General features: G+C 47.5%; 23 protein-coding genes. 10 read left to right on the top strand and 13 right to left on the bottom strand.

Annotated features, from left to right (window positions below):
• From pilV to murJ, 9 genes are all read right to left on the bottom strand, one after another.
• Positions 1–567: a type IV pilus modification protein PilV gene (gene pilV / locus CWB99_RS14975; protein WP_138549713.1), complete on the bottom strand. Its 567-nt coding sequence runs from the start codon at positions 565–567 to the stop codon at positions 1–3.
• A gap of 95 nt (positions 568–662) precedes the next feature.
• Entirely contained in the window at positions 663–1,337 is a 675-nt protein-coding gene (locus tag CWB99_RS14970; RefSeq protein WP_138549712.1) for a LytR/AlgR family response regulator transcription factor, read from the bottom strand.
• Positions 1,315–2,358, bottom strand: coding sequence for a sensor histidine kinase (locus CWB99_RS14965; RefSeq protein WP_138549711.1), 1,044 nt, complete (start codon positions 2,356–2,358; stop codon positions 1,315–1,317). Before CWB99_RS14965 ends, CWB99_RS14970 begins: the two co-directional genes overlap by 23 nt.
• Before the next feature lie 12 nt (positions 2,359–2,370).
• The gene (gene ispH, locus CWB99_RS14960) at positions 2,371–3,300 is read right to left on the bottom strand and encodes a 4-hydroxy-3-methylbut-2-enyl diphosphate reductase (protein ID WP_138544458.1); all 930 of its coding nucleotides are present in this window, start codon (positions 3,298–3,300) and stop codon (positions 2,371–2,373) included.
• Positions 3,300–3,740, bottom strand: coding sequence for an FKBP-type peptidyl-prolyl cis-trans isomerase (fkpB, locus tag CWB99_RS14955; protein ID WP_138549710.1), 441 nt, complete (start codon positions 3,738–3,740; stop codon positions 3,300–3,302). Before fkpB ends, ispH begins: the two co-directional genes overlap by 1 nt.
• Positions 3,737–4,243, bottom strand: a complete 507-nt coding sequence (gene lspA, locus CWB99_RS14950; RefSeq protein WP_138549709.1) for a signal peptidase II — start codon at positions 4,241–4,243, stop codon at positions 3,737–3,739. The genes fkpB and lspA overlap by 4 nt, the downstream gene beginning before the upstream one ends.
• A 13-nt stretch (positions 4,244–4,256) precedes the next feature.
• A complete protein-coding gene (ileS, locus tag CWB99_RS14945; protein WP_138549708.1) occupies positions 4,257–7,085 on the bottom strand; it encodes an isoleucine--tRNA ligase in 2,829 nt (942 codons plus the stop codon).
• Positions 7,086–7,116: 31 nt separating this feature from the next.
• Positions 7,117–8,037, bottom strand: a complete 921-nt coding sequence (gene ribF, locus CWB99_RS14940; protein ID WP_138549707.1) for a bifunctional riboflavin kinase/FAD synthetase — start codon at positions 8,035–8,037, stop codon at positions 7,117–7,119.
• A 76-nt stretch (positions 8,038–8,113) separates the two neighbouring features.
• Complete coding sequence (gene murJ / locus CWB99_RS14935) at positions 8,114–9,700, bottom strand: murein biosynthesis integral membrane protein MurJ (RefSeq protein WP_283235350.1); 1,587 nt, start codon at positions 9,698–9,700, stop codon at positions 8,114–8,116.
• A gap of 456 nt (positions 9,701–10,156) precedes the next feature.
• Here murJ and rpsT point away from each other — a divergent pair, with 456 nt between their 5' ends.
• A complete protein-coding gene (rpsT, locus tag CWB99_RS14930; RefSeq protein ID WP_054014123.1) occupies positions 10,157–10,417 on the top strand; it encodes a 30S ribosomal protein S20 in 261 nt (86 codons plus the stop codon).
• A 166-nt stretch (positions 10,418–10,583) separates the two neighbouring features.
• Here rpsT and CWB99_RS14925 read toward each other — a convergent pair whose 3' ends face one another.
• Positions 10,584–10,967, bottom strand: coding sequence for a response regulator (locus CWB99_RS14925; protein WP_138549706.1), 384 nt, complete (start codon positions 10,965–10,967; stop codon positions 10,584–10,586).
• Between the two features lie 89 nt (positions 10,968–11,056).
• Here CWB99_RS14925 and CWB99_RS14920 point away from each other — a divergent pair, with 89 nt between their 5' ends.
• The 3 genes from CWB99_RS14920 to smrA all read left to right on the top strand — a co-directional run bounded on the left by CWB99_RS14920 (position 11,057) and on the right by smrA (position 12,571).
• On the top strand, positions 11,057–11,515 hold the full coding sequence (locus CWB99_RS14920) for a hypothetical protein (protein WP_138549705.1): 459 nt from the start codon (positions 11,057–11,059) through the stop codon (positions 11,513–11,515).
• 102 nt (positions 11,516–11,617) lie between these two features.
• Positions 11,618–11,857, top strand: a complete 240-nt coding sequence (locus CWB99_RS14915; RefSeq protein WP_054014125.1) for a hypothetical protein — start codon at positions 11,618–11,620, stop codon at positions 11,855–11,857.
• A gap of 132 nt (positions 11,858–11,989) precedes the next feature.
• Complete coding sequence (gene smrA, locus CWB99_RS14910; protein ID WP_138549704.1) at positions 11,990–12,571, top strand: DNA endonuclease SmrA; 582 nt, start codon at positions 11,990–11,992, stop codon at positions 12,569–12,571.
• Between the two features lie 22 nt (positions 12,572–12,593).
• Here smrA and CWB99_RS24085 read toward each other — a convergent pair whose 3' ends face one another.
• Positions 12,594–12,749 (bottom strand): hypothetical protein, encoded by a 156-nt coding sequence (locus CWB99_RS24085; RefSeq protein WP_171045357.1) that lies wholly within the window; start codon positions 12,747–12,749, stop codon positions 12,594–12,596.
• A gap of 213 nt (positions 12,750–12,962) precedes the next feature.
• On the bottom strand, positions 12,963–13,883 hold the full coding sequence (locus CWB99_RS14905) for a 2-hydroxyacid dehydrogenase (RefSeq protein WP_138549703.1): 921 nt from the start codon (positions 13,881–13,883) through the stop codon (positions 12,963–12,965).
• 164 nt (positions 13,884–14,047) lie between these two features.
• Here CWB99_RS14905 and CWB99_RS14900 point away from each other — a divergent pair, with 164 nt between their 5' ends.
• From CWB99_RS14900 to CWB99_RS14875, 6 genes are all read left to right on the top strand, one after another.
• A complete protein-coding gene (locus CWB99_RS14900; RefSeq protein WP_138549702.1) occupies positions 14,048–15,769 on the top strand; it encodes a GNAT family N-acyltransferase in 1,722 nt (573 codons plus the stop codon).
• 62 nt (positions 15,770–15,831) lie between these two features.
• Complete coding sequence (locus CWB99_RS14895) at positions 15,832–16,317, top strand: TlpA family protein disulfide reductase (RefSeq protein WP_138549701.1); 486 nt, start codon at positions 15,832–15,834, stop codon at positions 16,315–16,317.
• Between the two features lie 135 nt (positions 16,318–16,452).
• Positions 16,453–18,522 (top strand): TonB-dependent receptor plug domain-containing protein, encoded by a 2,070-nt coding sequence (locus tag CWB99_RS14890; RefSeq protein WP_138549700.1) that lies wholly within the window; start codon positions 16,453–16,455, stop codon positions 18,520–18,522.
• A 98-nt stretch (positions 18,523–18,620) separates the two neighbouring features.
• Positions 18,621–18,899 carry a peptidylprolyl isomerase gene (locus tag CWB99_RS14885; RefSeq protein ID WP_138549699.1) on the top strand — a complete coding sequence of 93 codons (279 nt, stop codon included), beginning with the start codon at positions 18,621–18,623 and terminating at the stop codon, positions 18,897–18,899.
• 102 nt (positions 18,900–19,001) lie between these two features.
• The gene (locus CWB99_RS14880) at positions 19,002–19,265 is read left to right on the top strand and encodes a GrxA family glutaredoxin (protein ID WP_130243864.1); all 264 of its coding nucleotides are present in this window, start codon (positions 19,002–19,004) and stop codon (positions 19,263–19,265) included.
• 224 nt (positions 19,266–19,489) lie between these two features.
• A complete protein-coding gene (locus CWB99_RS14875; RefSeq protein ID WP_138549698.1) occupies positions 19,490–21,322 on the top strand; it encodes a DEAD/DEAH box helicase in 1,833 nt (610 codons plus the stop codon).
• A 103-nt stretch (positions 21,323–21,425) separates the two neighbouring features.
• Here the strand turns inward: CWB99_RS14875 and CWB99_RS14870 are convergent, their stop codons facing one another.
• The gene (locus CWB99_RS14870) at positions 21,426–22,253 is read right to left on the bottom strand and encodes a M90 family metallopeptidase (RefSeq protein ID WP_138549697.1); all 828 of its coding nucleotides are present in this window, start codon (positions 22,251–22,253) and stop codon (positions 21,426–21,428) included.
• Positions 22,254–22,310: the final 57 nt, after the last annotated feature.

The raw sequence follows: 22,310 nt of genomic DNA, 5'->3' as shown, positions 1-22,310 counted from the left end.
TCAGTCCCTCACCAGTAAATAACTATTAATGCTCACTACTCGTCGATAGTCATTGTCGTCGCCACAGTTAATCGCCTGATTGGCAGCATTCATGACAAATGCCTGACGACCTGCCCATGCAACACTGACGGTCACGTTGAAGCCCCGCCCCTGAGTATTGGCCACCGGCGTTGTACTAATACATACCGTAGTATCGTCAAGCGAGCCGGTATTCTCTTTGGCTTGAATGGCCATAACCCATTGCTCCAGATCCATGGCTGCAATTTCGGCATTGGTACAAGTGTTACTGAAGCAGCTATTATTACCGTTTATAGTCGCCGTACTGCTGAATACTTGCTGATACTGTGTATCAATATTGAGGGTGTCGTTACTGCGGATCCGCTGCATAATATCACCGGCCAGTGCGACTGCTGCTGCACGTTGCATAGAGTCAAAACTGGCTTGCTTTGCCTTCGCTTGCAGTGCCACAGCACCAAGCAAGCCAAAGCTTAACACCATAAAAGCGATCAGCGTTTCTAAGAGGGTAAATCCGCGATTTGCGTTACTACACACAGTTTTTGCCATCATTTTTCAAAGTCAGTTTGCTCCACTACATAATATAATGAATCACTTCGTCATGAACCTGATCGTGGGCTCAACGGTCAATCAGTCGGGTTTAATGGTCAGAATAGCGACTTGAAATTAGCCGCCGCCCGGCGACTCACTGTAATGGGCTCGGCAAAGCCATCCAACCGCACTCGGTGATTCCCTTCCACGGACTCCAGGCTCAACACAGCCTGCTTTTTTACCAGTGTATTTCTGTGTACCTGCACAAAGTGTCGTGGATAGGTTGCCAGCAACTTTTTTAAGGGAATATCTACCAGTGCCTCACCACCGGTAAAATAAATGTGGGTATATCGCTCGTCACTTCTGGCTACCAGAATATCGGATACCGCAACCCAGCGTGTATCATGGCCTACCTGGTATTGCAGACGTTGCATTTTTTCGCCATAGATATGTTCAAGTAAGGCACCGAGGCGGTCCTTATCTATGGGTTTGACTAAGTACCCTTCTGCCAGCAGGTCGAATGCGCGCAGGGCATGTTCGGCAAATGCTGTCACAAAAACTATTTTGCATTCCGGCATTTTTTGCCTGAGCATTTCCGCCACTTCGAGTCCATCAATGCCAGGCATAGCAATATCGAGAAACACCAGCTCAGGTGAATTGTCCTCACACAATTGCAGCGCCAGCTCGCCGTCTGATGCTTCAGCCACACAAGTGAAATGCTCAAACTCCGACATCAAGCGCCGTAACCGCCGTCTGGCGATAGGCTCATCATCTAAAATCAGATAATTCATAAGCTCCAGTGTCAGGTAAAGTGATGGTAGCTAAGAATTTATCACTATCTCGCTCAATCCTCAAACTAGCCCGGCGCTGGTAATAGAGGGACAACCGTTTATCGATGTTTTTTGTCGCAATCCCATTGCCACCGGAGTGATGCATTACATGTGGCACGGGGTTGGTCACACTCAGCGTGATTGTATTGTCACGTTTTTCAATATGAATGGTGATGGTGCCGCCCTGAGCACGCTTTTCTATGCCGTGTAATACAGCATTCTCGACCAGAGGTTGCAGCGTCAGTGTCGGGATAGGTACACTCAGCAGAGCCTCGTCTATTTGCCACTGTACTTGTAACCTTTGCTCAAAGCGAAAACGTTCCAGGCAAAGGTAGTCTTTTGTCAACGCCACTTCGTCTGCTATGGTATGCCATTTTTTTTCAGCAAAAGACACCCGCATTAAGCGCGCCAACAATAAAGCCGCTTGTTCCGCATCAGCCGCATTCTCATGCGTCAGTTCAGCCAGTGTGTTTAACGTATTGTGTAAAAAATGCGGCCGTATTCGTGCCTGCAAGGCATCAATTTCCGCTCGGGCAGCCAACTCAAGGGCATTCACATTGTCAATGTAGATCGACATAAAATATAGCAGGATCACCACGACAAAACAGCATATGGCGCTATTGCTAAATACGGGACCCCAATCAACCGGCACATGAGAAGACAAAGGCGTAAACTGGATCCCAATACTCAGGCCAATACACACACTAATAAAAACAACGAATACGATGCTCAGTTCCAGCACACCATTGTGAGCCGATTTGGACACTTTAAAGATGCTGACCAGTGCAATCACACCTAAAGACAATAGAGCATTGCCGTGGGTGAATAAACTCACCAGCCCTAAAGTCAGCCAGAAGTCGTCATAATCAGCGAGCGTATAAATAAAGGAGAGAGATTGCGAGGCGATCAGCATAGCCAGTACGCCCCGCTCAGATACCATGGCTTTTAGCAGTCCCAGGCCTATCGCCTCTGACTTGTCCATGGTCTATCGCACCTACCGGAGTTCGACAGGCACAGCAAAAACCACATTTTCTTCCTGACCTGGGTTTTCTACAACGGTTTGTCCACCAAGCGCTTTGAGTCGGGCAATCACTTGCTGCACCAACACCTCAGGTGCTGAAGCACCGGCTGTTACACCCACTTTGTTTACGCCTTCAAACCAGCTTGCATTCAGGCACTGATCATCATCAATTAGAAATGCACGAGTGCCCATTTTATCTGCAAGCTCACGCAGCCGATTTGAATTAGAACTATTCTTCGCGCCAACCACTAACAGTAAGTCTACCTTATTAGCCAGATCTCTAACCGCGTCCTGACGGTTTTGCGTCGCGTAACAGATATCATCCTTACGTGGACCATGGATCTGTGGAAACTTTTCCCGCAGCGCTTCTATCACATCCGAAGTATCATCTACCGACAAAGTCGTCTGGCTGCAATAGAAGAGGTTGCTAGGATCTTTCACTTCCAGCGTGCTGACATCCTCAGGTGTTTCAACCAGATAAATACCACCCGCTGGATTATTATATTGGCCCATGGTGCCTTCTACTTCCGGATGTCCATGGTGCCCAATCAGGATACACTCCGTGCCTTTTCGACTGGCACGTGTAACTTCCATATGTACTTTGGTGACCAAAGGGCAAGTCGCATCGAAAACTTTCAGCTCTCGACGTTTTGCTTCCTGACGCACTTGCTGTGATACCCCGTGCGCACTGAATATTACAATGCTATCGTCTGGCACCTGATCCAGCTCTTCAACAAACACCGCACCACGGGCGCGCAGGCCATCTACCACATATTTGTTGTGTACCACTTCATGGCGCACATAAATGGGCTTTTCGAAGATATCAAGAGCACGCTCTACAATACTGATTGCTCGGTCTACCCCGGCACAAAAACCACGTGGATTTGCAAGCAAGATTTCCATTAGTTTTTCACCTCTAAAATATCCACTTCAAAGGTCACCTTTTGTCCGGCCAGAGGGTGATTAAAATCTACGGTCACAGAATCTCCGGCAACCTCACGGATCAGACCAGGCAGCTCAGTTCCGTCAGGCTGAGTAAAGGCAATAATGCTGCCGACTTCCGCAGGCGTCTCTGAACCAAACTTACTACGGTCAACATAATAAATGTTGTCCGGGTTTGGCATGCCAAAAGCATCCTGCGGCTCAAGCTCAAACGATTTACTGTCGCCAGACTTTAGCCCAAGCAGACATTTTTCAAAATTTTCTGTCAGACTACCGTCACCCATAAAGAGCTTTGCCGGCTTATCATGTACTTTCGTTGAGTCCGCTGCAGAACCGTCAGCCAGTTTTATCGAAAAGTGAAATAAAACTTCAGATTGTGGGCCTATTATCTGCTCACTCATGCCTTATTCTCCTGCGTATCCGCGTTATCACCAAAAATGGCGTCAAATAACAATAAGCCTGCGCCACCAACGATAGCCATATCCGCGACATTAAATGCTGGATAATGCCAGTCCTGGTAGTAAAAATGCAAAAAGTCGACGACATAGCCTAAGGTAACCCGATCATATAAGTTGCCTAATGCGCCAGACAGTACCAAAGCGTAAGCACTGCACAACAACCAGTTTTTGGCAGGTAACTTTTTAAGCCAATAAACCAATAAGGCACTGATAGCCACGGCTATGCCACTTAAGAACCAGCGTTGCCAGCCTCCGGCTTCGCTGAGAAAACTAAACGCAGCGCCATAGTTATGCATATAAGTAAAATTAAAAAAGGGTAGCAACTCAATCGACTCATACAGCCGCATATTTTCTACCACCAGTGCTTTCGTGCCGAAGTCTACTGCAAACAGCAGTAGACTCAGCCACAACCACACCAGACCACTACGTTCGGTCGATTTGGTCATGTAATACTCCTAATTAAGCAAACTGACGCTGTTCACCAGCGCCATCGACATTCGTCACACAGCGACCACATAACTCAGGATGCTCTGCGTGCTGACCAACATCTTCGCTGTGGTGCCAGCAACGATCACATTTCGGAGCTTGCGTGGCTTTAACGGCGATAAACAGCCCGTCAATTTCTGTCGCAACGGCAGCTTCTGGTTTCGTATTAACCACTTCGACTTGCGCTTTCGATGTCAATAATACGAACCGTAGCTCGTCTTTGAGCGTCATCAGCTTCTCTGCTAAATCACCGCCTGTGTACAACGTGACTTCGGCCTGCAAAGTTGCACCAATAACTTCTTCTTTACGTGCGCTTTCCAGTACTTTGTTTACTTCATCACGCACTGACAGCAACTCTTGCCAGAAGTCATTACTCAGTTGTCCTTCGCTCACTTGAGTCAGGCCATCGTACCAAACGTCTGTGAATACGAATTCACCACGCTCACCTGGTAACACTTCCCAGATTTCCTGAGCAGTGAAGCTCATGATAGGCGCCATCCAGCGAGTCATCGCTTCCGCAATATGGTAAAGCGCGCTTTGACATGAGCGACGCGCATGACTGTCGCTCTTCGCGGTATACTGGCGGTCTTTGATCACGTCCAGATAGAAAGAACCCAGCTCTCCGGTACAGAAGTTCATTAGCTTTTGCGTTACTACCAGCATCTGGTAATTATCATAAGCTTCAACAATTTCCTGCTGTAGCTGAGCTGCTCGGCTAACAATCCAGCGATCCAGCTCGATCATATCTTCCACCGCGACCAGATCCGTTGCGGGGTTAAAACCACTCAGGTTCGACAGCAGGTAGCGGCTGGTGTTGCGGATCCGACGGTAGCGGTCTGCCGCACGCTTAAAGATCTGATCTGACACAGTCATTTCAGCCGTGTAATCAGTTGAAGCGACCCACAGACGTAAAATATCCGCACCCAGCTTATTCATAATGTCCTGAGGCGAAATAACATTGCCCAGAGATTTAGACATCTTGTGGCCTTTTTCATCCACAGTGAAGCCGTGAGTCAGAACCTGGCGATAAGGGGCATGACCATTGATTGCCACAGACGTCATCATAGAAGACATAAACCAGCCACGGTGCTGATCCGAGCCTTCCAGATACAGATCCGCAGGTCCTGTCAGCTCTTCACGCGCATCCACCACACATGCGTGGGTCACACCTGAATCGAACCAAACATCCAGCGTATCTTGCACTTTCACATACTGCTGTGCATCTGCCTCATCAAGCAAAGTTGCGGGCTCAAGGTCATACCAAGCCTGAATGCCTTTTTGTTCAACCAGCTTAGCAACTTCTTCAATCAAGGTTTCCGTTTTCGGATGCAATGCGCCGGTATCTTTGTCAACAAACAAAGCAATTGGCACACCCCAGGTACGCTGGCGAGAAATACACCAGTCCGGGCGACCTTCAACCATGTTCGCAATGCGGTTTTCACCCCACTCTGGGATCCACTGGGTTTTGCCAATCTCTGCCATTGAGTCTTGACGCAAGTTGGCCTGATCCATGCTCACAAACCACTGCGGTGTGGCGCGGAAGATAATAGGCGTCTTGTGTCGCCAACAGTGCGGGTAACTGTGAGTCATGGCATGATGATGTACCAACGCGCCATTCTCTTTTAGTTTCTCAATGATGGCTTCATTGGCTTTAAATACATGCTGCCCGGCAAAAAGTGGTGTGTCCGGTAAAAAGACACCATTTGCACCAACAGGGTTTGCCACTTCCAGACCATATGCTTGACCTGCCGCGAAATCCTCAGGACCATGGCCGGGAGCGGTATGAACAATACCAGTACCAGAGTCCGTTGTTACGTGGTCGCCCAGGATAACTGGCACATCGTAGTCATAGATAGGGTGCGCAACACGGAGGTTTTCCAGCGCAGCACCTTTGCTGTAACCCAGCACGTGATAACGATGGAAGCCAAATCTGTCCATTGCATCTTTTACTAGCTCAGAACCCAGCACCATACGCTGCTCTTTGCCTTCATCTTCAACCTGCACCAGGGCGTATTCCAGCGCACCATGTACAGCGACAGCACGGTTGGCGGGCATAGTCCAGGGAGTAGTTGTCCAGATCACAGTGCTTGCCGGGCCTGTACCCTGATGTCCGTCTGCGAGTTCAAACGCGCCAAGCAGTGCCTGCTCGTCAACAAAATCGAATTTAACATCAATCGCCGGTGACTGCTTATCCTGATACTCAACTTCCGCTTCTGCCAAAGCTGAACCACAGTCTGTACACCAGTGAACAGGCTTGGCTCCTTTGTGCAGGTGGCCATTTTTAATAATGCGCCCTAACACGCGCAACGCATTGGCTTCAAAGTCGAAATTCATTGTCAGGTATGGACGATCCCAATCGCCTAATACACCCAGGCGTTTAAAATCAGTCTTTTGCCCTTCGACCTGCTTGCGAGCGTACTCTCGGCATTTCTCACGGAATTCAGCAACTGATACTTTTTTGCCAGGTTTACCAACTTTCTTCTCAACCTGCAGTTCAATTGGCAGGCCATGACAATCCCAGCCCGGCACATAAGGCGCGTCAAAGTCGGAAAGTGTCTTTGATTTAATAATAATATCTTTAAGGATCTTATTAACTGAGTGACCTAAGTGAATATTGCCATTGGCGTAGGGAGGACCATCGTGCAAAATGAACGGCTTTTTACCTTTTTTGGCATTACGGATCTGACCATACAGATCCTGCTCGTACCATGTTTTAAGCATTTTGGGCTCGCGTTGTGCCAAATTGCCACGCATTGGAAACTCGGTTTCCGGTAGATTTAACGTATGCTTGTAGTCGCTCATTTACTTTACTTTCCGTATCGGCTACTTAAAATTATTGAAAAAAGTGTTTTGCAGCAGTGACATCTTGAGCAATCTGCTCAGTCAGGTGCTGCAATGACTCAAATTTTTGTTCATCACGAAGCTTATGAAGAAGCTCCACCTTTATAAACTGACCATATATTTCCTGGTCAAATTCAAATATATGTACCTCGAGCAAGGCCCGCTTGCCATTTAGGGTTGGCTTAGTGCCCACATTAGCAACACCTTTGTACAGTGTATTGCCGACTTTTACGCGCACTGCAAATACCCCCTGTACCGGGCTAACCTGACGCTTAAGTGCAACATTGGCGGTCTTAAAGCCTAGCTCACGCCCTTTTTTCCAGCCATGAATGACTCTGCCCGAAATCGCATAGGTGTGACCCAGCATTGCGTGTGCGCGCGCAACATCGCCCTCGGCCAGTGCCACACGGATCAATGTGCTGCTGACGCGGCTATTTTGCTGCCTAAAACTCTGCGTATCTTTGACATCCATATTGAGTTCAGGGCCAAGCCGCTGCAGCATTGCGAAATCGCCGACGCGCCCTTTACCAAAGCGAAAATCGTCACCCACAGTCAAAGCACGGACACCAAGTTTGGTGTACAGTACATCACGTACAAAGTCTTCTGCCTGGAAATTAGCAAATCGTGCATTAAAACTCACACAAATAACACGATCAATGCCAATATCTGCCAGTAACGCCAGTTTGTCTCTTAGCCGGGTCAACCTGGCAGGCGCCTGCTGTCTGGCAAAAAACTCCTGCGGCTGCGGCTCAAATAGCATGACAGTGCTTGGCAATTTGTGTGCGTGTGCATCTGCAACTAACCCTTTCAGTACCTCAGTATGTCCCAAGTGTACGCCATCAAAGTTTCCTATCGTCAACACGCAGCCATAGTGGTGGGGTCGAATATTGTGGATCCCTCGGATCAATTGCATACAACTAACACCTGTGATTACTAAAGCAGTATAAAAGCCCGATTATACCCAAGTTGCCAGCAAATGCGAATAAAGCCTACGCAGTCTTTACAGGCGCTGCTGAACTGTCTTTAAGTGTACTCAAACGAACCCCCATCAGGTACATCATACTAAAATAAACCAGTATCGCAGCGACCAGCTGGAGGCTCAGTATGCCAATTTGTGTTATCAGTTCACTGCCCTGCCACGACAACTGACAATTCAACCATATTAATACACCCGACATAACGACACTGGAGAGGACACATTTGGCGGTAAATGCCAGGGTAAATCCGGATACACGGTAGACACCTTGTTGATTGAGCTGCTTGTATAGTAAGGCTGCATTGCAGGTTGCAGATAATGCAGTTGCCAACGCGAGTCCCAGATAACCAATAAATGGGGCAAGCATCAGGTTAAATAGCATGTTCAATGACATGGCAATAATGCCAATTTTCACTGGGGTCTTTGTGTCCTGCCGGGCAAAAAAGCCAGGAGCCAACACTTTTATTAGCATAAAGCTCACCAAACCGACCGAATACGCGGTAACAGCACCACTCACGGCAGCAACATTGTCATGCTCTCCCTGGTTAAATTCACCATGTCCGAACAAAACAGAGATAATTAACGGACTAACCAGCACCAACCCGGCCATCGCAGGGATCCCCAAAAATAAAACAAACCGCACGCCCCAGTCGAGCGTTTGCTGAAATTCCTCGATACTGTCCTTGGCGTGCAATTTAGACAGAGCAGGCAGAATCACCGTCGCAATCCCAATCCCAAACAAGCCCAATGGAAATTCAATCAGCCTGTCAGCATAATATAACCAGGCAATTGAACTGGTTGCCAATGCAGCTGCAATTATCGTATCCAGTAACAGGTTAATCTGGCTAACAGATACACCAAACATGGCGGGCAACATCAGCTTGCGCACCTTCGTCACTTCAGGTGATCGCCAGGCAAACCTTGGCCGTGACAGCATGCCCAAGTGGGCCAAAAACGGCAATTGAAACAGGAATTGGATCAGGCCACCGAGAAATACGCCTATTGCTAGCGCATAAGCGCCCTGCTCAAATCGGTCATGCAGCAACAGCGCACAGCTGATAATACTGATATTTAGCAATACCGGTGTAAACGCCGCGACAGAAAAGCGATTATACACATTAAGCACAGCCCCACTGAGTGCGACCAATGAGATAAAGAACAGATAAGGAAAGGTAAATTTAAGCAGAGCGCTCGCCAGTACAAACTTCTCAGCATTTTCACCGCCCTGCCACCAATCAATGAACCAACTGGTGCCAAACAAACCAGCAATCACCGGCGATCCTACGACGCCAATTAAGGTGACCAGCATTAGGATAGTACCTAAAGTACCTGCGGCCTGCGCAACAAAGACCCTGACATTGTCATCTCCATGCTGCTCCTTGATTTCGGCCAGAACCGGAACAAATGCCTGTGCAAACGCCCCTTCTGCAAATAAGCGGCGCATAAAATTCGGAATACGGTTTGCAAACAGGAAAACATCAGCGGCAAGGCCTGCTCCCAGCAGATTTGCCACCACAGCGTCTCGGACTAGTCCCATTACTCTGGATATCATAGTCATGGCACTTACAATCATGCCTGATTTAAACAGCCCCTTTGCCAACTGTATTTCCTCTGATAAATTTTTGCGCGGAATTATGCCACAACCAGATCAAGATAAATACTCGCTAAAGCGAGGGCTTTTGTGATAATCCGCCTGACAAATTGGCGGTCACTTGGCGTGAGAACGCTCCGCATACCTGCCCTCGTTTTTGAGGATCATCATAAACACTCTAGTAGAGCGATTATGGATTTGTTACAATGCGCCCAGACTGCCAAGCCGTGTGCTGTTACAGGTGCTAACTTGGTATATGATCTGAGAATTTGATTGCACCCAATCGTTTCAGACAAGCTATCGTGCAACCCAACTAGCCACTTATGGCTGCGAGGGGCTAGGGACAAGCACGATAAGCAAACAAATTGACCAGCCGAGGGGAATTTTTATTGACTTTAAAGAATAAAAAGGGCATATTCCTCGGCCTTTAAACTAAGCTTATTTTAAGATTGTTAGGAGCATACCTTGGCTAACATCAAGTCTGCAAAAAAACGCGCTATCACTAGCGAAAAACGTCGTCAGCACAACGCAAGCCGTCGTTCAATGATGCGTACTTACTTCAAAAAAGTAGTAGCTGCTATTGAAGCTGGTGACAAAGAAGCTGCACAGCAAGCTTTCGCTGTTGCTACACCTATCCTGGACCGTTACGCAACTAAAGGTCTTATCCACAAAAACAAAGCTGCTCGTCATAAGAGCCGCCTAGCTGCTAAGATCAAAGCGCTATAATTGTGGTATTGGATATGAAAAAGCCGACGTAAGTCGGTTTTTTTATGCCTGAAAAAAGCCATTGCGCTGCTAACTCAGGCAGTAGACACAAGTCCGTGTGTGAAAGTGTGCCGGCAGTATATGGAAAAGCCGAACATGGCTCTCCCCCTCCACTGCGAGTCAGTACTCAGGCCAACTCTAGCTTTGGATAAAACTTCTTTAGCATCGCCGCAATTTTCTTTGGTGAAAAAGGCTTAACAACGAACCCTTTCGCCCCCCGCTCAATCGCATCTTTCACATTGTCAACCGTTGAGTGCGCCGACACCATCACGACATTGATGTCCGGATTTATCTCGGCAAGCTCCGCAATAAGCTCTTTTCCATTCCCATCGGGCAGCTCGATGTCCAGAAAAACGATATCGAAGTGACGCTCCTCACAGGCGGTAATGCATTGTTTCGCTGTCGATGCTTCTTTAACATTATCGATCCCAAGATGCATCAGGGTTTGATGCAAGAAACTGCGAACAGTGCCTACGTCATCAACAATTAGTATAGAGATTTGTTGTTCCATATCCTTTCCCGTGGGCTAGTCAATTGAAATGCGCTATTATTAGCATAGAACTATTATAGAGTCCTGCAAACAAAAGGCTATAGCAAAGCATGGCACAAAGACCAAAAAAACAGACACTACTCAATCAGGTAGATGCCAGGTCCAAGAAAAAACGACCGACACAAAAAAAACGCTTATCTCCTCAACAACAACGAGCATTACAACAGCAGCAACAGGCACAACTTGCAGCTGCACAACAAGCAGAAGTAAAACCAAATAAAAACCGTTGGATTGCCGCAGCCATTTTACTGCTTCTGATTATCATTTTTCCCAAGCCTAAGCTCATCACCTACGAAAAACTCGGTCTGGTCGCACAAAGTGTGTATTGGCCAGGGTTACCCGGGGTTCAGCCCATTTTGTTCGATTCAAATTTGCATATCAGGCCAGCTTTGGAGCGAAATACACTCTATCTGTGCCAGGATGAACGCGATCCTGACTCCTGCCAGAAGTATCAAATTATCGAGCAACAAGGGTTTATTTCCGCGCTCATAAAACTAATATTAGATTAGAAAAACTAATCTGAAAATTATAAAAATACTCGTTTGAAGAGACTGAGGTTGGGGCGCATAATGGCGCCCCTTTATTGAACAACCTGGAGTACTTTGACGATCATGCCGAACGAATTTGACTGGCTACTTAATTTATTACTGCTAGTGCTAGGATTTGGTGCCTTTTTTATTAATCACAAAACCCTGCTGCGCGGCGCAGCATTGGCAACCTGCAGCATCCTGTTTCTCTTGTTCAGCCTGGATCTGATGAATACTTCAGTGATCTCGAACTTAGGTTTAATTCTGATTAATTCATTTTATCTGTTCAAGCTTTTTACCCACGAGCAGTACAATACACCTTAGTTTTAACTAACCTGCGTAATCACATACTTTGCATCGCAGGCCATAAAAGCTCTTTAGGGCCCTTAAAGATATTTTCTAATGTCTTAGCCTGCGCTACAATCTGGCCACACCCATTGGTTTTGGAGACGCAGTATGGCCATGACAGATGAAGAACTTTTTCTCGCCTCAATGGGGGACGTTGTCCCCCTGGCACAAGACAATCAAGCTCAACTAAAACGTCAACAAAACGAACCGACTCTGGCACAACTTGCACGCAGAGAAGCCGCTGAGCAAGAGCAGGACTTCGATCCCAATTTTCTTTCAACCGAGTATGTCGACTTACTCGATCCTCATGATTTGCTCAGCTATAAAAAGGATGGTGTGCAGCAAGGGGTATTTAAAAATCTCAGGCTTGGTAAATATCAGATTGATGCAACGCTGGACTTACATGGTAAACCTTTCCGCGAAGCCAGAAAATCACTCTTTGATTTTATAACTGACTGCCACCAACGCAGCATCCGAGTATTGCTAATACGCCATGGTATTGGTTTAAAGAGTAAGCCTTTCCCAGCCATTCTGAAAAGCTACTGTAATAAGTGGTTGCAAGAGATGCCGCAGACATTGGCCTTTCATTCCGCCTTGAGTTGCCATGGCGGAAACGGCTCAACCTATGTTTTGCTCAAGAAAAGCGAAGAGAAAAAAGTAGAAAATCGAGAACGGCATGCAAAAAGATGATAGCAGCGTGAGCAGCTATCACTTATTCAACCTCAACGATTAGGTTACCTTCCTCTTCGGTCACCTGGGCCGCAGGCACTGCTTCAGCATTGGCTTGGTTAAACCAAGCCATGACACCCAATACAATGACCGACAAGAGCACGACGGATAGCTTCACGCCACCTTGGTTACTATTCATAACGAGCGACTCATTTATTATTGTTTTTTTGATAACTTACTGAATGTAATAAGATGTCACAAGATGTTTTTTTATACAGTGTTTTGTACCAGGAATTTCCCTGGGCCGTCAGCCTTCTTAGAGAGTAACCATAGTTACTCTCCAGCCACTTAAGCCCCTTGTTGGTGCTGGCTGTGTTTCCTGTTTGCTGACTTCAGCAAGTATCCGTGCCGACTAATAACCTAAGACGGTATCAACACAATGAGACAAAGGTTCGTTCCTTTGCATCGCTTGCATATTCGCAACAATCTGTGCGGTTGCCGTTTTCAGACTTGTCAGCGCCGCTACATGAGGTGTCATTGTGATTTTTGGATGGCACCAGAACGGATGGTCGGCTGCAACCGGCTCCTGAGCAAAAACATCCAGCGTAGCAGCAGCAAGCTGCTCTGTGTTCAATGCATGAAGCAGGTCCGCTTCATTAACATGCGCGCCTCGGGCTACGTTAATGATGACGCCATGCGATGGCATAGACCGAAATAACGTGTTATCCAAAATCCCTCTGGTTTGGGATGTTAATGGCAATAGGCACACAAGGTAATCACACTGTGCCGCAAACAAATGAAGCTGTTCTGATCCCCAAAACTGTGAAATGCCTGATAATGCTTTTTCACTTCTGGACCAGCCTATGACTTCAAAGTTGTTTTGCTGCATCTTTTTGGCAACCACCTGACCAAGCTGCCCCAGTCCCATAATGCCTACCCGGTTACCACCACTTGCCCGCTTAGGGCGCCAAAGCTGTTGTTGCTGTTGTTGATAATACAATGGTATCCGGAGTTTATGCGCCAACACATGTCCCAGCACATATTCCGCCATATCATCTGCAAGCGCCGGATCCACAATCCGACACACCTTGACCTCTGTCGGCAACTCAGACAATGGAATACCGTCGATACCAGCCCCAAAGGACTGAACCACTTTGAGATTAGGCAACTGTTGCCATAAAGATTCAGGTGCATTCCAGGCCAAAACAAATTCAATCTCAGCCAGGTTGCCCCCCTCGGGCCACTCTCTGATGTCTACCCCAGGCAGGTGCTCCCGCAGTCCCGCCATCAGTTTGCTGTTGTCTCTGCCTGTTACACAGACTAATAATGCCATGCTCTTTCCTTTGTTCTTTTTCAATCGTCACTACTGTATCAAAAAATCCAACCTGAAGTTGTACTTACACGACGGCCATCAAACTGACATACAGCTGCAACTTGTTTGTCATGGAGAGTTCTTAATCTTGACGAAAAGCGGTTATAGAACATGAGAATTGAAATATGATCAGTGTAGATAAGGTCATTGAAGCAAACCTGCCTCAATTGGAAAATTCACCTAAAGTAAAAGGGTTAGTCAAAAAGGGTCTGGGTTACTTACTTCATGAACAGGAGTTTGTCGCCTTTGCTGATACCTACCCTCACCTGCAGGGGCTTGAATTCGTAGAACAAGTCTTAGAAGAGCTGGACTTTGATGCACGCTTTAAACCCAAACAAATCGAGCATATACCCAGTGAAGGGAGCGTGGTGATTGTCGCCAATCACCCTATTGGTTCATTAGATGCACTGGCACTGATCAAAGTGCTGGCTCAGGTACGCCCTGATTTGAAAGTCGTGGCCAACAGAATGCTCATGTCCATTACTCCAATGCATTCGCTGTTGTTGCCGGTGGACAATCTATCCGGTGCAAGCCGTAAGCAGGAGCTGGCCAATATTCAGCACCACCTAAAACAAGATGGTGCGTTACTTATTTTTCCAGCCGGAGAAGTGTCTCGCCTCGGACCGACAGGCATTAAAGATTGCAAGTGGAACTCCGGTTTTTTGCGTATGGCTAAAAAAGCCAACTGTCCTATTTTGCCCATCTATATCAAAGCCAAAAATAGCCCTTTATTTTACGGCACTTCAATGATTTACAAACCTTTAGCCAGCTTGCTTCTGGTCAAGGAAATGTTTAAACAGCGCCAAAAATCTCTGGAGTTCGAGATTGGCGCCAGTATTCCACCCGCCTCGTATCTGCTGGAAAACCTTAAAGACAAAGAAGTTGTCGCCCTGATCCGCAAGCAGCTTTACCGACTAACCTCCAAAAAGTCTTTGCCTCTTAAGACCCAGTCTCCAATCGCGGTTCCGGAGTGTAAAAAGGAGCTCAAACAGGCCATTGAAACTTGTGAACGTTTGGGAGAAACCCAGGATGGTATGCAGATATATCTGTATCAGTATCAAGGTAGTTCGCCGATTTTCCGTGAGCTGGGTCGGTTAAGAGAAATTGCCTTTCGCGCGGTCGGAGAAGGCAGCGGCAAACGCCGTGATATCGACAAATACGACATGTATTATCAGCACCTGGTATTGTGGGATGCTAAACAATTGGAGCTGGTTGGCGCGTATCGGCTGGCCAGCGCGCAAACCGTCATCAATGAACAGGGTACGGAAGGTCTGTACACGACCAGCTTGTTTAATTACTCTGAGCATATGCAACCCTTTTTTGAGCAAGGCCTTGAATTGGGCAGAAGCTTTGTACAGCCAAAATACTGGGGACGCAAAAGCCTGGATTATCTCTGGTATGGTATAGGTGCCTTTGTCAAACGTTATCCGCACCACCGTTATCTGTTTGGCGCAGTCAGTTTATCTAACGCGCTGCCAGATAAAGCCAAAGCTATGCTGATTTACCACTACCAGCATTATTTCTCAAATCTGGCTTCCCTCGCGACTCCGAAAAACGAGTTTAAATTTACGCCTTCCCAGCAGCAAGCCTTTGCGCAGTTATTTTGTGGTCATGATATTAAAGAGGATTTTGCTGAACTCAAACACATCATGGCGAACATGGGTGCGCAGGTCCCGACCCTGTTTAAGCAATATACCGAATTATGCGAGCCCGATGGTGTCAATTTCCTGAGTTTCAGCATAGACCCAGATTTTAATAACTGTATCGACGGCTTAGTTTTGGTTGATCTGACTCGGATCAAACCCCAAAAGGCCAAGCGGTATCTGGGAGAAAATATTTACGACTGATTTGTGTTGTTGCGGTTTTTTTATTTATACTCGCGCTCGGAAGCCCTTATTTGCGAGCGCGAATGTTAAAAACAGTTTTACAACTCATTATTTTTGCTATTGTTTTTCTGGCGGTGACTGCCTATCAGGAACTTGGGATGCTGGCAGACGATGGCAAAGCCTCGGCCCCCTATTTTTCTCTGCCGGTCCTCGAGCAACCCACACAACGAGTGTCCATTAAGTCTCTGCAAGGGCAAAAGTCTGTGGTTTACTTCTTCGCCCCCTGGTGCAGCATTTGCCGGTACAGCATGCCAAATCTTAACAAGCTGCATGAGGCGGGCAAAGTGAATGCCGTTGCCATTGCGCTGGACTTTGACAACACAGAGGCTGTCAGCGCCTTTGTAGACGATTTATCACTGAGCATGCCTGTATTACTCGGCAATAGCAGTACCGCCTCCGATTATAAAGTCAAAGCCTATCCCACATATTATGTATTATCCGATGACCTGAAAGTGGTCGAGCGCTCAGTTGGCTACTCCAGCGAACTGGGGATACGCGCCAGACTCTGACTCACCAAAGAAGCTAAGTGTAAGAAAGTGTTCGAGTAATCGACAATTTCTTACCCTAAGGTAAAACAAAGGTACGATTTATTCTCATACACTAGTCCCCATTCTTATTCAGCTTAGATTCAACAAGGGACTACCATGACACTCTGCTCGCTCAATAAACCCTTTGCTCTGTCGCCCATCATGTTATGTATGGTGCTACAGGCTCAGGCAAATACCACCGCAGATATAGAACACATCGAAGTGCATTATAAGCGCAGCTCAATCACCTCAGAAATCACCGAAGATACAGAAAAGCTCATCGAAATGCCGGGAGCTATGGGCGACCCGCTGCGGGCTGTGTATGCCTTACCCGGTGTGGTTGCTGCCGGTGGCTCAATGAGTGAACCCGCCGTACGTGGCTCAAGTCCCAGTGATAACATGTTCGAAGTGGACTTTATGCCTGCGGGCTATATTTTCCATGATTTTGGCAGCTCGATATTTAACCGCTATATCATTCAGGATTTTCAGCTTTACTCAGCAGGCTACGGCAGCAATTACAGTAACGCAACGGGCGCAGTGTTTGACGTCACCTTGCGCAACCCCAAATATCAGCCAGTCACCACCACACTCGATCTAACCATGTTCAATGCCGGTGTGTTTGTGGAAGGTCAGCTTAGCGACAGCACGGCTTTCTATGTCTCGGGCCGAAAAAGTACCCTCCCCTTGTTCTTTGAAGAGGGTGAAGAGCTCGAAGATGACGACGGAGAGCCAACCGGTGTGATCATCAATGACGCGCCGGACGATCATGACTATCAGGGTAAGTTCTTGTGGGATATTAACGCCAACAACACCCTGACCTTCAACTTTACCGGCGCAGAAGACTCCGCAGCAGCCGGGTTTAACGAACGCTCCGAGTTGGCGCAAAAAACCCCGGAGTTTCAGGGGGACGCGCGGTTTATCAGGGAGTTTAATAGCCAAAACGTGTTGTGGGACCATTATAATGATAAGTTACATCTGCGTGTAGGGATTGGTGCGCTGGACCATTCAGGGCGACTGGAATATGGCCGCCGCGCCACAGTTTCTGCCGGCTATTTTGAAGAAGAGTCGGAAAAACAGTATACCTACAAGGCACGCCTGAACTACCGTATCAACCCAGCTCATCAGCTGGTTTTAGATGCTGCTTACTTTGATAACGAAACAGAATATAGCTACGACACCTTTCAGTACTTGTGTACTGAACTGGACCCAGACTGCGATCTGAAAAAAGGTGAGCGGATCAACGGCAAGCGCAGCATAGATATCGACAGTGGCTTTGCTGGCCTGGCGCATATCTGGCAACTGAGCGATGACTGGCAGAGCGAGCTGGGAGTACAAAGTCAGCACAACAAATATACGGATGAAACCTTTACCTCACCACGTTTAGCAGTCAGCTACTACGTAACAGAAAACAGTACCCTTACTGCCAAAGCAGGCCGTTACAATCGTATGCAGAATGTCGAACACATACTGCCAGAGATAGGAAACCCAAAACTAAAATCTCAGGTGTCGGATCACTATACGCTGGGCTTCAGTCAGCAACTTGAGAATGAGTGGAGCTGGTCAATTGAGGGATATTATAAAACTATGGATGATCTGCCGCTTGCCATCGATGACGGCCCCAATGCGGCTGACCTGTATAGCAACGACGTTGAAGGACGCGCCTATGGTATAGACCTGCTGATCAACAAAAACAAGACAGATAACTGGTATGGCTGGGTCGCATTGAGTTATTCAAAGAGTGAACGTACTGATGTGAGCCGCAATGTGACCCGCGATTATTACGCCGATACGCCACTGGTGTTTAATGCCGTATTCCACTACGAGATCAATGAAAAGTGGCAAGGTGGTTTTAACTTTACCGCGCGCAGCGGTCAGGCTTATACCCCCATTGTCGGCGTCAGAGAAAACCCCGACCACGATGGTCGCTTTTTACCTGTTTATGGCGAGCCCTTCTCAGAACGATTCAAAGTGTATCACCGTCTGGATATTCGCTTTGAGCGTAAAACCGAACTATTCGGTAACGATGGCAAACTAATTTTCGAGCTAATGAACGCTTATGGCCAGGAAAATATTGCCTATATTGATTTGGACTACGACAGAGTTAAATCAGTTAACGACCTGTATATTGAAGAAGAGGAAGATGATTTCTCTATCCGCCCGTCGATTGGGTTTAGCGTCACCTTCTAACACTTCCCTTGAAAAGGCCGAACGCAGGCAATTGAGACTTGCGTTTTCGGCCTTCTCCTTGCATGATCGGCGCCTTTGATAGTCCGGAGATCTGAATCATGCCAAAAGCCTGTGCCTACCACATTCTAGTTAAAACCGAAAAAGAGTGCCTTGCCATTAAAGCCAAGCTTACCAAGGGCGGCGACTTCAACAAACTGGCCAAACAGCATTCTTTGTGTCCGTCGAAAAAGCGTGGCGGCGATCTTGGCGAGTTTAATAAAGGTGATATGGTTAAAGCATTCGATGATGTGGTGTTCAAAAAGCCACTATATGAAGTCCACGGTCCGGTCAAAACCAAGTTTGGTTACCACCTTATCAAAACCGTGTATCGCTCATAAGGTATCATCGGTTTTCTCAATCATGACCATCGATTTTTGGCGGTTTCATTTTGTCTGTAGGCCGATATACTGAGTATCAAGCGCAATGATTTGGAGAACCCTATGTTTACTGTGATTTTTGGCCGTGAAGGCTGCCCTTACTGTGTCCGTGCAAAAGACCTGGCTGAGCGCCTCACCAATGAACGCGACGATTTTAAATTTCGCTACATTGATATCAATAAAGAAGGTGTCAGCAAAGCCGATTTGGAAAAATCCGCCGGTAAGCCCTGTCCAACTGTACCGCAAATTTTCGTCGACCAGGACCACATTGGCGGCTTTACCGAGTTTGAAGCCTACGCCAAAGAAAATCTGGGCCTGTATCAGTAACACAGTGCTTCATCCTCCTTGCCTGAGTCGCCATTAAGCTGCAATTCAGGCATGATTTTCCCTTTAAAATAGCCACTTATCCGCAAATCTAACAATCAAGAAAAATAAATAAGTTTATTTTTTGACCAATATCAAATACCTACAAAATTAGTGCCAATTTATGCAAGCAATTGTTTTTTCTTTGCTGTACAATGCCGCCTCTTTTAACTTGTTGAGGCGCATTAATGTCAGAACCAGTCACGTTTGAATCTTTAGATCTTTCTCCTGCAATTTTGAAGGCAGTCGAAGAGCTGGGATATCAATCACCTTCTGAGATCCAGGCTCAATGTATACCGTTATTGCTAGAAAGAAAGGACGTGCTGGGACTAGCGCAGACGGGTACGGGCAAAACGGCGGCGTTCGCGTTGCCGCTATTAAACAATGTTGACGCATCCGTTAAGCAACCACAGATATTAGTATTGACTCCAACACGCGAACTGGCTTTACAGGTCGCGGAAGCCTTCAACCAATACGCTAAATACACCAAAGGTGTTGAAGTATTGGCTCTGTACGGCGGACAAAGCTATGGCGTGCAGCTAAGTGCACTGCGCCGTGGCGCACAGATCATTGTGGCAACACCGGGTCGTTTGATTGACCATATTAACCGTAAGACCATTGATTTGTCGGATCTGAAAGCCTTAGTGCTGGACGAAGCCGATGAGATGCTACGTATGGGCTTTATCGATGATGTTGAAAGCATCATGGAAAAAACACCGGTAGAGAAGCAAACCTGTTTGTTCTCTGCAACCATGCCAAAGCAGATCCAATCTATTTGTTCTAAGTATTTAGATAACGCTGAGCAAGTAAAAATCACACCACGTAACTCGACTGTTGACACAATTGAGCAAGTTTACTGGCGTGCAACGACGCATAAAAACAAAGCCATCGTGCGCTTCTTAGAAGCGGAAGATTACGATGCGTCTATCGTGTTTGTGCGTACTCGTAACGATACTGTTCAGCTGGCTGAGCTACTTGAGCGTGAAGGCTTCTCTGCGGCACCACTTAATGGTGACATGAACCAGCAAGCCCGTGAGCGCACGGTAGAACGTCTGAAGAGCGGTCTGTTAGACATCGTTATCGCAACTGACGTTGCGGCGCGTGGTCTGGACGTAGATCGTCTGAGCCTGGTTATCAACTATGATATCCCGCAAGACAGCGAAGCCTATGTACACCGTATCGGCCGTACAGGTCGTGCTGGTCGTAAAGGTAAAGCTATCCTGTTCGTGAAAGGTAATGAACGTTACCTGCTACGTAACATCATGCGTCATACCCGCTCTGACATCGAGCAGGTTGAGCTGCCTAACGCGAAAGTGGTTGAGCAGAAACGTATTGAAGCACTACAAAGCAAACTAAGCCTGGCGCTGGATCACAAAGACATTGAGTTCTTTAGTGAAGTCGCACAAGGCATGGCTGAAAAGCTGGAACTAAGCCAAACTGAGCTGGCCGCTGCACTTCTGTGCATGGCACAGCAACAGTCGCCGCTGAAGGTTCAGGAAATTCAGGTGCAACGTGAACGTCGCGAACGCGATGGTAACCGCGAGCGTCGTGGTGAACGTGGCGAGCGTGGTGAACGCAAAGGCAATGCACGTCGCAACACGGGCCCTATGGATACCTACCGTATCGAAGTGGGTCGTGAGCACGGCGTACAGGTCAAGAACATCGTTGGTGCAATTGCAAACGAAGCTGATATCTCCAGCAAGTTTATCGGTGAAATCCGTTTATTTGATGAGCACAGCACCGTTCAGCTGCCTCAGGATATGCCAGCAGATACGCTGTCACACTTCCAGAGCGTTTACATTTGTCAGCGCCCAATGAAGATGACCAAGAGCACGCACCCTGCCGATCAAGGCAATGGTGGTGAGCGTCGCGGCGGTGAACGTCGTTCAGGCGGCCGTGATGAGCGTCGCTTTGAAGGTCGTGGCGAAGGCCGTGGTGACCGCAAGCGCAGCTTCAAAGATCCACGCGGTGACAAGCGTGACGGCAGACGCAAAGAGCGCGGCGAGATCAGCTTTTCATAATCTGATTTAAACGAAAAAACCGCTTCACATGAAGCGGTTTTTTTACGCCTGCCTTAACCGCAGGCTAAATCCTAAATGCAACGTCAAGCACTCATCGCAATGGCTACTTTATCCAGTCGCGCGGATCGAATCGATAGTATTCACTCAACAGATTAAATAATTCGGGGTTTTCCTGTTTCAGTTGCAGTGGCTTTTCAATAAAGGTTTCGGTGATCACCGCAAAAAACTCTGCTTCATTGGTCGCGCCATATTCATGCACCACGTGCGGCATATGATACGCCAGCTGAGTTTTTAACTGCTGATAGGCCCGAGACAACACCTCCCCCCATTTTTTGTAACTCATGCCTTTTGGCAACTGAGGCGTGCCATTGGTTTGCCCGGTTTGCTGATCCAGTTGATGGGCAAATTCGTGAAATACCAGATTATGTCCGTCTTCTGGTAGCCGGTTGCCCTCCAGCACATCATGCCAGCTCAGCACCAGCGTGCCGCCGGGCCAGGACTCGCCCTGACGCACCACAGTATGAAAGCTCACCAGCCCTGCACTGTCAAGGCTATTTTGCCCGGCATAATAGCTGCTGGGGTAGAGTAAGATCTCTTTGACATTGGGATACAGTGGCCACTGCTGATTGAGTACCAGCAGGCAGGCATCTGCCGCGATGATCAGTGCCATAGCCCGATTGGTTTTCAGGCCGTCACGGCCAAGTAACCGCTTCTCACCCAAAAACCACAGAATATGGCGCTCAAGGCGCGCTCTGTCTGCATCCGTCATATTACGATAGATGGGCATATAACGCAGCAAAACCTGCCTGTCTAACTCACTGAGTGATTGCGTTTTATATTTATATTGCCAGTAAGCGCGCTTGATATCATCAAGCCGCCAGTAGATGGCACAGAACACCACCAGGGCAAGGAGTAAACTGATTTCTGTCATTAGGTTTTACACGTTGATATTTTACTTTGAGATGCGCCTTGCAGGCAGCCTTTTCAA

The organism is Pseudoalteromonas rubra, assembly GCF_005887095.1.
Lineage (GTDB): Bacteria > Pseudomonadota > Gammaproteobacteria > Enterobacterales > Alteromonadaceae > Pseudoalteromonas > Pseudoalteromonas rubra_E.
This window is presented reverse-complemented; position numbering and strand designations above follow the sequence as displayed.